Genomic DNA, 10,251 nt, shown 5'->3' on the forward strand with positions numbered 1-10,251 from the left:
TCATGGAGGCCGTGGTAGAGAAGGCTAACATGGCGCGGGCTTACCAACGGGTGGTCGCCAACAAGGGGGCGCCGGGTGCCGATGGCATGACGGTGCATCAGCTGGCGGATCACCTGAAACAACACTGGCCAACGCTGCGCGAGCGGTTGTTGGCAGGTGAGTACCATCCCAGCCCAGTCCGAGCCGTCGAGATCCCCAAACCCAAGGGCGGAACGCGACAGCTCGGCATCCCCACGGTCACCGACCGGCTGATCCAGCAGGCACTGCTGCAGGTGCTGACGCCGATCTTCGATCCAGGCTTCTCCGCATCGAGTTACGGCTACCGCCCTGGGCGCAGCGCCCAGCAGGCCGTCTCGGCGATGAAGGCTCACGTCACCGCCGGCCACCGCTGGGTGGTCGACCTCGACCTGAAAGCCTTCTTCGATCGAGTGAACCACGATCTGCTGATGGCGCGGGTCGCGCGCCGCGTCCACGACAAGCGGGTACTGCGTCTGATCCGCCGCTATCTGGAAGCCGGCATGTTCCAGGACGGCCTGGTCGCACCACGCCGGCAGGGCACGCCCCAGGGCGGGCCACTCAGCCCGCTGCTGGCCAATATCCTGCTGGACGACGTGGACAAGGAACTGGAACGCCGGGGTCACCGCTTCTGCCGTTACGCCGACGACATGCAGGTGTATGTCAGGAGTCGGCGAGCGGGCGAGCGCGTCATGGCCAGTCTGAGTGATTTTCTCGAGAACTCGCTCAGGCTCACCGTCAATCGCGCCAAGAGTGCGGTGGACCGACCCTGGCACCGGGGATATCTGGGCTACACGTTGACCCGGCACAGGCTGCCGAAGCTGACGCCAGCCAAGGCCAGCCTGCAACGTCTGATGCAGCGTGTTCGCGAGATCCTCCGACGTGGAAGAGGGCGCCACATACGGCGCGTTATCGAAGAGTTGACCCCGGTCCTGCGAGGCTGGGCCAGCTACTTCGCTCTCGTTGACGTGAAGCGTCCGCTGGAAGCGCTGGATCAATGGATGCGCCGCCGACTGCGCTGCGTGATCTGGCGGCAATGGAAGCGCCCACGGACCCGGCGCCGCAAGCTTCTGGCGCTGGGTCTGGATGAATATCGGGCGTGGAAGTCAGCGGGGAATGGGCGAGGCCCCTGGTGGAACGCCGGCGCCTCGCACATGAATCAGGCCCTGCCACGTAAGTGGTTCGACCGGCAGGGAATGATCTCGGTACTCGATACGGTAAGATGGCTCAATCGTTCTTCATGAACCGCCGTGGTACGGAACCGTATGCCCGGTGGTGTGGGAGGGCTCCGGGGGCGACCCCGGACCCTACCCGATTCCGCGCTTTACCGAAGTCAACTTTAGGGCCAGACCCCTAAGGAGGCTTAAGGGTCTGACCCCGAGGGGGGCTTCGGGGGGCTCAGTCGCTGCCGAAGAGATCGCGGGTGTAGACCTTGCCTGCGACGTCGGTGAGCTCCTTGGCCATGCGGTTGGAGAGGATCACATCGGCCTCGGCCTTGAAGGCATCCAGGTCGCGCATCACCCGGGAGCCGTAGAAGGTCTCCTCCTGGAGCACCGGCTCGTAGACCACCACCTCGATGCCCTTGGCCTTGATGCGCTTCATCACGCCCTGCATGGCGCTGGCGCGGAAGTTGTCGGAGCCGGTCTTCATGATCAGCCGGTAGACCCCCACCACCCGCGGCTTGCGCTTGAGGATCTGCTCGGCAATGAAGTCCTTGCGGGTGCGGTTGGCATCCACGATGGCCGCGATGATGTTGCTCGACACGTCCTGGTAGTTGGCCAGCAGCTGCTTGGTGTCCTTGGGCAGGCAGCTCGTTGAAGTAGGCCACCCGCATGGCGAGAAGGTGTTGGCGAAGAGCTTGATCGCCTCGGCCTCGGTGCTGTTGGTGAAGAGCACCGGCACCTCGTCGTCCAGCACCCCCTGCTTGAGCAGGCCGGCAAAGGTCTCGCCCCGCGCAGAGCGCTCGCCGACGATGATCCGCGACGGGTGCAGGTTATCTAAGAGCGCCCTGCCCTCGCGCAGGAACTCCGGCGAGAAGAGCAGGTTCTCGGTGCCGAAGCGCCGGCTCGCCTCGGCGGTGTAGCCCACCGGGACGGTGGACTTGATCACCATCACCGCTGCCGGGTTGATCGCCATCACGTCCTGGATCACCGCCTCGACGCTGGAGGTATCGAAGGTGTTGGTCGTCGGGTCGTAGTCGGTGGGGGTCGCGATCACCACGAAATCGGCATCGCGGTAGGCGGCCTCCTTGTCCAGGGTCGCCGTGAAATCGAGCTGGCGGTGGGCCAGGAACTCGCTGATCTCGGCATCCTCGATGGGCGAGCCCCTCGTTCAGCATCGCGACCCGCTCGGGCACGATATCCACTGCCACGACCCGATTGTGCTGGGCCAGCAGCATGGCGTTGGAGAGACCCACATAGCCGGTACCGGCAATGGCAATGTTCACAGCAGTTCCTTCATTACTGTGTTGCGGTTTTCATAAGCCCTCGACCTCCAGGACTTCGGGGCAAGGCCTTTCGGGACAGGTCTTCTGGGCCAGCGCACCGGGACAGCCTGCCCGGAAACCCCTGGCTATTGCACCTGTCCGCGCACTTACCTATCATCAAATGTCATCCCGGTTCCCTCTGGAAGAAAAGCGGCACTCTCAACGCATGCCCGTTGACGCTTGAATGAGTGGTGAAGGTGCAAGACCAACAGCCCCCCGAGAAGTCAGTCTCCGCTTCCAAAAAAGCAGGAAAAGCAGGCAAACCCCTTCCCAGCCAGACCCTGATGCGGGGCCTGGACATCATTGAAGCCGTCTCAGAAGGAGTCAATGACATTGCCGAGCTTGCCGCAACGACCGGCATGACCTATAGCACGGCGCATCGTATTCTTTCAGCCCTCCAGGCACGCCACTACATCACACGCGACCCTGTTCGTGGTTTCCGTCTTGGGCGAAAATTGCTGGAGCTCGGTTATCGTGCCTACTCGCAGATTGATCTGGTACGCCTGGCTCACCCCCTCCTGGAGAAGCTGGCAAAAGACACCTCCGACACTGTTCACCTTGGCTATGCCGAACAGGATCATGTCATTTATCTGGATAAGCTCTCAAGCCGGCGCGCCGTTGAGATCAGTTCGCGCATTGGCGGCAGCAAACCGCTTATCTCGACCGGCATCGGCAAAGCGTTACTGCTGGATGCCGATGAGGACACCTGGCGCCACCTCTACGAGCGCAATGCCCACTTGCTGCGTGAGTCTGGCACGCTGCACCATTGGATTCACACCATGCGTCACTATGCGAGCAAAGGCTGCGCCTACGATCTGGGAGAAGATGAGCGGTCTATTCGCTGCGTTGCCGCGCCGATTCGTGACAGCAGCGGCCATATCATTGCCGCCATCAGTGTCTCCAGCACGCTTGAGCATATGAGCTCGGCACGCATGGAGCAACTGGAGGCGGCAGTGCAAGATAGCGCTAGGCAGATTAGCGCTGAACTAGGTGCTGCCGTCTCCTGAAGTCGCCAGCTACTTTCCTCAATCAACGATTTTTCCGGGATTTAATATGCCCTTCGGGTCAAGGGCGTACTTCATCCGCTTGATCAGGTCGACTTCGGCTTGACTCCGGCTGTGGCCCAGATAGGGCTTCTTGTGAGTGCCGATCCCATGCTCTGCGGACACGGAACCACCCAGCTCTCGAGTGACACCATAGAAGGCCTCTTCCACGGCTCGCTTGGTCTGCTGATGATCGTCTGGGAGTGGGCCGACAACAATGTGCAGGTTGCCATCGCCCACGTGGCCAAAGTACATGGCATGAATACCCGGGAACGCCTCAGCCATGATCTTGCGCAGGCGCTCAACGCACACCCCAATTTGCGAAATGGGAAAGGAAATGTCGAAATTCAGGGTCGGCGCATAGGCATCAAGCATTTCCGCGACCGAGTCGCGTAGCGCCCAGAAATCTTCCGCATCAGCCTGGGATTTCGCCACGGCAGCGTCCAGCACCCACCCCTGCTCCAGCGCATGCTCAAGCACAGCATCAAAGCGATCTGCGTTGTCTGCGGGTTCGGCTGTCTGCATATCCATCAGCACATACAGGGGGTGATCATCGGCCAGCGGCGCACGAATGCCGCCCACCGTGGTGGCCGAACGGTAGTAATCGGCCCACATCACTTCATAGGCGCTCACCAGTCCCGATAGCCTTTGCTGGGCATAACGCAGCAGTGCTACCACCGCATCAAAATCCGGCAGTGCAATCAGTGCCGTGTTGGCCCCAGTGACCCCCGCATGCAAACGCAACACGGCGCGGGTAACAATACCCATGGTGCCCTCAGTACCGATGAATAAGCCCTTAAGGTCTGGCCCAGCATTATTCTTCACCATCTTGTTCATCATGGGGAGAACGGTGCCATCCGCCAGCACCACTTCAAGCCCCAGTACCAGGTCGCGCGCCATGCCATAGCGAATTACCCGGTTGCCTCCCGCATTCGTCGCGATGTTACCGCCCACCTGGCAGGAGCCCCGTGCACCCAAGTCCAGTGCCAGCAAAAAACCCGCCTCCTGAGCAGCTTCCTGTGCGACCTGCAAGGGCGTACCGGCCAATACGGTGATGGTGGCTGACGCCGCATCCACCTCTTCGACACCGGTCATCCGCTCCAGCGAGATCACCACCGCACCGGCTGAAGGCACGGCACCACCCGCAAGCCCCGTCAGCCCCCCTTGCGGTACCACCGGCCATTGATGGGCATGGCAGACTGCCAGTGCCTTGGCGACGTCTGCCGTAGCGCGTGGGCGCAAGAGTGCCAACGGCATCTCGCCGCGTTTGCCGCTCCAATCCCGCAGGTACTTGTCGCTGATAGCGGCACCCACCAGCACCTCGCTCTCCCCCATTACGGTTTTCAGTGCGGACAGCACGGCCTCGGCGGCCGCGTTTGGGGTGCGCAAATCGGCAGACGGAAGATCGGTCATGGCAAATGCTCCTTTCGTCGTAGTTATTTAAGTCTTGGTGGTCTCTTGGTCTAACGCTCTCTTGGCGCAAGGATTTTCACATATTGAGACAGCAACTCAATGATTGAAAAAAAATTAGCACGAAACTAGAATCGAAGATAGGTTACAGCACTGTCCTAGCTTGGCGGCCAGTCGCTGGAACCGGCTTGGTTTGGTCACGAATTCAGAAGGACATGAGCCGCGGTGCTCGACGCGGCAAATAATATCCATGTGGAGACAACACAATGACAGGCACCCTTCCCAAGCGGTTTCTACGTTCCATAGCACTGGCGGCCGGCCTCTGCGCCGGTCTTGCAGGCCCCGCCGTTGCCCAGGAAATGGTTCTCAAGGCAGGCCATGCGGCTTCCACCAGCAATACAGGCCACAAGGCGTTTGAATTCCTGGCTCAGGAACTGGCTGACAATACCGACGGCCGCATCACCATTGAAATCTATCCCAGTTCACAACTCGGCAGCGAACGTGAACTGGTCGAGAGTATCCAGCTGGGCAACGTCGACATGACGTTTGTCTCGTCGGCCGTGCTCGGCAACTTCAACCCGCAGTTCTTTGCCCTGGACATTCCCTTCATGTTCAAGGACCGCGAAGGCGTCTACCGGGTGCTGGACGGTGACATCGGCCAAAACCTGCTGGGCAGCCTCGAGCAAGTGGGTATCAAAGGTCTGGGCTACTGGGAGAACGGGTTTCGCCAGCTGACCAACAGCCGGCGGGACATCCGCTCGCCCGACGACCTTAGTGGGATGCGTATGCGCACCATGGAAAACGCGGTGCACATTGAAGCCTGGCGCAATGTCGGCGCCAACCCGGCACCGCTCGCCTTTGGTGAGCTGTTCACGGCCCTGCAGCAGGGCACCTTCGACGCGCAGGAAGGGCCCATCAACCTGTTCTACGACATGCGCTTCCACGAGGTGCAGAAGCACATCACCAAGACCAACCACGTCTACTCACCGTGGCCGGTGCTGATCAATCCCGATATCTACAACAGCCTGAGCGACGAAGACAGGGTGATCCTGGAAGAAGCGATCGCCAAGACGACAGCGTATCAGCGCACCCTGGCACAGCAGGCCGATGAGGCAGCCATTGCCGCCATGCCCGATGTCACGATCACTGAGCTGACCGCTGAAGAGCTTGAGGCCTTCGCCAGCCACATGGGCCCCATCTACGACATGGTTAGAGAGCGCGTAGGCGACGAGATCATTGATGACATCCTGGCTGAGATCAATTAAGGGCAATTCCCTTCAGCCGGCACCATCGTCGTAAAAACTGACCCGCTCGCCGCGGTATCACCCACCCCGGCGAGCGGCAGTGCAGACTGCGCTCGGTCCTGCGCTCCGCGGCGAGCTGTTCCGTTTACAGCGTCTTGTCGCAGGCTAACTTTCGGACATCACACCATGTTCAAGTTTCTCGATAACCATCTTGAAGAAATATTCATGGTATTTCTTCTTTCCTTGATGTCGATATTGATCGGCGCACAGGTCTTCATGCGCTATATCATGAACGACTCGCTGACATGGTCGGAAGAACTGGCCAGATATGCATTTATCTGGGCCACGTATATCGGCGTCGCCAGCGGGGTCAAACGCAATGCACATATCTGTGTGGAAGCCGCTGTGACTAAGCTACCGGCGCTCTACCAGCGCTATGCCGCCATCGTCGCCCATCTTCTGTTCATTGTGTTTGCCGTACTGGTCATGAAAGAAGGCTATGCACTGACGCTGAAAATTCTCTCATTTGGGCAAAAATCCTCTGCCCTGGGCATTCCCATGGGCTGGATCTACCTCGCGCCCACGGTGGGTTTTGGCCTGGTAATCGTTCGCCTGATCCAGCGTATCGTCATTGAAGTGCAGTCAATACGCCGCAGCCACCGCGAGGTGAAATCATGATTTCCCTCTTGTTGTTTGGTTCGTTTCTGGTCTTTCTACTGGCCAGTGTCCCTATCGCCATCTCACTGGGGTTGGCATCTGCCATTGCCCTACTGTTCAGCGGCAAGGTCAGCAGCACCTATATCGCCCAGGGGCTAGTTACCTCCATCGACTCCTTCCCGCTGATGGCAGTGCCCTTCTTTATTCTAGCGGGTGACCTGATGGGCGAAGGCGGCCTGTCACGACGCTTGTTGAACGTGGCCAACGTCTTCTTTGGGCGTTATACCGGCGGGCTGGCCGTGATCGGCGTGGTGACCTGCATGTTCTTTGCCGCTATCTCTGGATCCGGCCCTGCCACGGTGGCAGCGATTGGCGGCCTTCTACTACCCGCCATGGCGCGTGCGGGGTACGAGAAAGGCTACGCTGTCGGCGTCATCGCGTCTGCCGGCAGCCTGGGCATCATCATCCCACCCAGTATTCCCATGATCATCTACGCGGTATCGGCCAACGTATCGATTACCGAGATGTTCCTGGCGGGTGCAGTGCCAGGCCTGCTGATTGGCCTGGCCCTTATCCTCACGGCCTATATCAAGGCCCGCAGGGCGGGTTATACCGGCAGCCAAACACGCTACACCACCAGGGAAAAGCTCGCCACGCTATGGGAGGCAAAGTGGGCACTGCTGGTACCGGTGATTATCCTCGGGGGGATCTATGGCGGCATCTTCACCCCCACCGAAGCGGCGGCCATTGGTGTCATTTACGGCTTTTTGGTAGGCGTCTTCATTCATAGAGAGATCAAGCTAAAAAGCCTTTACGAGGTGATTGGCAAGTCGGCGCTCACCTCCGCCACCGTCATTGTCATTGTCGGTACTGCCACCATCTTCGGGCGCATGCTGGCGATCGAACGTATTCCCTTCATGATCGCTGAGTCTATCGTCAATCTGACCGATAACCCGATTCTCATACTGCTGATGATCAACGTGCTGCTGTTGCTTATTGGCATGTTCATGGAGACGCTGGCCGCGATCATTATTCTGGTGCCCATTCTGTTACCCGTGGTCGTCGCGGTCGGGATCGATCCCGTGCACTTCGGCATCGTGATGATTCTCAACCTGGCCATCGGCATGGTGACACCGCCGGTAGGGGTCAATCTGTTCGTGGGTGCCCGGGTTGGCGGCACGTCATTGGAAAAGGCATCCGGTGGCGCGATTCCCTTTATCTTGGCGATGTTCGCCATGCTGGCGTTGGTGACCTATGTGCCGTGGATATCCCTGGCGCTTGTCAAACTGATAGGCGGATAGACAGCACGCCCGTCAATGTTTTCTAAAAATCGCATATCAGGAGTTTGAAATGGCACAGAAAATCAAAACCGCTATCATCGGCCCCGGCAACATCGGTACCGATTTGCTCGCCAAGCTAATGCGCAGTCCCCTGCTGGAGCCCGTCTGGATGGTGGGGGTAGACCCTGAGTCCGATGGCCTGAAGCGGGCCGCCCAACTGGGCATAAAAACGACAGCACAAGGCGTGGACGGCCTTCTTCCCTTCGTCAAGGAAGACGACATCAAAATCGTCTTTGACGCCACCAGCGCCTATGTCCACAAGGGAAACGCCGACAAGCTGACGCCGCTGGGCGTGCTAATGATCGACCTGACACCGGCGGCTATTGGTCCTTACTGTGTGCCGCCGGCCAACCTGCAAGAGCAGCTGGGGCGAGGGGTCAACAACGTCAATATGGTCACCTGTGGCGGCCAGGCCACCATACCCATGGTATATGCGGTTTCACGCATTCAGCCGGTTGACTATGCTGAAATCGTCGCAACGGTCTCTTCGCGATCGGCCGGCCCCGGCACCCGCAAGAATATTGACGAATTTACCCGCACCACCGCTAGCGCGGTCGAGAAGGTTGGCGGTGCGAAGCATGGCAAAGCCATTATCATTCTAAACCCCGCCGAGCCGCCGCTCATCATGCGCGATACCGTGCACTGCCTGACCGAGGGCAAAGCCGACCAGGAGAAGATCACGGCCTCCATCCACGCCATGATCGCCGAAGTACAAAAGTATGTGCCTGGCTACCGCCTGGTAAACGGCCCGGTGTTCGACGGCAACCGCGTGTCTGTCTACCTGGAGGTGGAAGGCCTTGGCGACTATCTGCCCAAGTATTCCGGCAACCTGGACATCATGACGGCTGCCGCAGCGCGCACGGCCGAAATGTTTGCCGAACAACTCCAAGTCAACGCGACCGCCTGAACGGGAGGAGACCCTCATGAGCAAGAACGTCATTCTGCACGACATGACACTGCGCGACGGCATGCACCCCAAGCGCCACCAGATCACGCTGGCGCAAATGAGCGCTATTGCACGCGGCCTTGACGACGCCGGCGTTCCCCTCATTGAAGTCACCCACGGTGATGGCCTGGGTGGTGCTTCGGTCAACTACGGCTTCCCCGCCCATAGCGATGAAGAGTATCTGAGCACAGTAGTGCCGCTGATGAAGCAAGCCAAGGTATCCGCCTTGCTGCTGCCAGGCATTGGCACCGTTGACCACCTGAAGATGGCGTACGAGCTAGGGGTCAGTACCATTCGCGTGGCGACGCACTGCACGGAAGCCGATGTGGCCGAACAGCACATCTCGCTCGGTCGTAAACTGGGCATGGACACCGTCGGCTTTCTGATGATGAGCCACATGAACGACCCGAAGGGGCTGGCCGAGCAGGCCAAACTGATGGAAAGCTACGGCGCCAACTGCATTTATGTCACCGATTCGGCCGGCCACTTGCTGCCCAGCACAGTGGTAGACCGGCTACGGGCCGTGCGCGATGTGCTTGAGCCTGATACCGAGCTGGGCTTCCACGGCCATCACAACCTGGGCATGGGCGTGGCCAATAGCGTAGCGGCCATTGAAGCCGGTGCCGACCGCATTGACGCCGCCGCCGCCGGCCTGGGTGCCGGTGCCGGTAATACGCCGCTGGAAGTGCTAGTGGCCGTGCTGGACCTGATGAACGTGGAGACCGGTGTGGATATCTTCAAGATTCAGGACGTCGCGGAAGACCTGGTCGTGCCCATCATGGACTTTCCCATCCGCGTAGATCGCGACGCGCTGACATTGGGCTATGCCGGGGTCTACGGCTCCTTTCTGCTGTTTGCCAAACGTGCGGAGCAGAAATACGGCATCCCGGCACGCGAGATCCTCGTCGAGATGGGGCGCCGAGGCATGATCGGCGGCCAGGAAGACATGATCGAGGATACCGCCCTGTCCCTCTTGCGCCAGAAGCAGAGCGCTTGACCTCTCAGGCTCTTCTTTCGGTTCTTCGCAGACTGGCGTGAAAGCGAAGTAAGATTAGGAAGAGACAGGATAGAGAAACGGCGGTAAATCCGAGTAAGCTGATATTCACCACAA

At 59.6% G+C, this 10,251-nt stretch carries 8 protein-coding genes and 1 pseudogene; 7 read left to right on the top strand and 2 right to left on the bottom strand.

The features are described from left to right. Nucleotides 1–1,259, top strand: a 1,259-nt coding sequence (ltrA, locus tag DER72_RS15515; RefSeq protein WP_110070842.1) for a group II intron reverse transcriptase/maturase, incomplete at its 5' end; no start/stop codon positions are given. Nucleotides 1,260–1,413: 154 nt separating this feature from the next. Here the strand turns inward: ltrA and DER72_RS15520 are convergent. Next, nucleotides 1,414–2,461 (bottom strand): annotated as a pseudogene (locus DER72_RS15520) (UDP binding domain-containing protein). Between the two features lie 230 nt (nt 2,462–2,691). Here DER72_RS15520 and DER72_RS15525 point away from each other — a divergent pair. After that, the gene (locus tag DER72_RS15525; RefSeq protein ID WP_219983324.1) at nt 2,692–3,507 is read left to right on the top strand and encodes an IclR family transcriptional regulator; all 816 of its coding nucleotides are present in this window, start codon (nt 2,692–2,694) and stop codon (nt 3,505–3,507) included. An 18-nt stretch (nt 3,508–3,525) separates the two neighbouring features. Here the strand turns inward: DER72_RS15525 and DER72_RS15530 are convergent, their stop codons facing one another. Continuing rightward, complete coding sequence (locus DER72_RS15530) at nt 3,526–4,956, bottom strand: FAD-binding oxidoreductase (protein WP_110070844.1); 1,431 nt, start codon at nt 4,954–4,956, stop codon at nt 3,526–3,528. A gap of 263 nt (nt 4,957–5,219) precedes the next feature. Here DER72_RS15530 and DER72_RS15535 point away from each other — a divergent pair, with 263 nt between their 5' ends. From DER72_RS15535 to dmpG, 5 genes are all read left to right on the top strand, one after another. Beyond that, a complete protein-coding gene (locus DER72_RS15535; protein ID WP_110070845.1) occupies nt 5,220–6,218 on the top strand; it encodes a TRAP transporter substrate-binding protein in 999 nt (332 codons plus the stop codon). 165 nt (nt 6,219–6,383) lie between these two features. Next, nucleotides 6,384–6,875 (top strand): TRAP transporter small permease, encoded by a 492-nt coding sequence (locus tag DER72_RS15540; RefSeq protein WP_110070846.1) that lies wholly within the window; start codon nt 6,384–6,386, stop codon nt 6,873–6,875. Next, complete coding sequence (locus DER72_RS15545) at nt 6,872–8,155, top strand: TRAP transporter large permease (RefSeq protein WP_110070847.1); 1,284 nt, start codon at nt 6,872–6,874, stop codon at nt 8,153–8,155. Before DER72_RS15540 ends, DER72_RS15545 begins: the two co-directional genes overlap by 4 nt. A gap of 49 nt (nt 8,156–8,204) precedes the next feature. Continuing rightward, the gene (locus DER72_RS15550) at nt 8,205–9,101 is read left to right on the top strand and encodes an acetaldehyde dehydrogenase (acetylating) (RefSeq protein ID WP_110070848.1); all 897 of its coding nucleotides are present in this window, start codon (nt 8,205–8,207) and stop codon (nt 9,099–9,101) included. Nucleotides 9,102–9,117: 16 nt separating this feature from the next. Continuing rightward, the gene (dmpG, locus tag DER72_RS15555; RefSeq protein WP_110070849.1) at nt 9,118–10,137 is read left to right on the top strand and encodes a 4-hydroxy-2-oxovalerate aldolase; all 1,020 of its coding nucleotides are present in this window, start codon (nt 9,118–9,120) and stop codon (nt 10,135–10,137) included. The last annotated feature ends 114 nt before the right edge of the window (nt 10,138–10,251 follow it).

It is taken from the genome of Halomonas sp. A11-A (genome assembly GCF_003182195.1).
GTDB classification, from domain to species: Bacteria; Pseudomonadota; Gammaproteobacteria; order Pseudomonadales; family Halomonadaceae; genus Halomonas; species Halomonas alkalicola.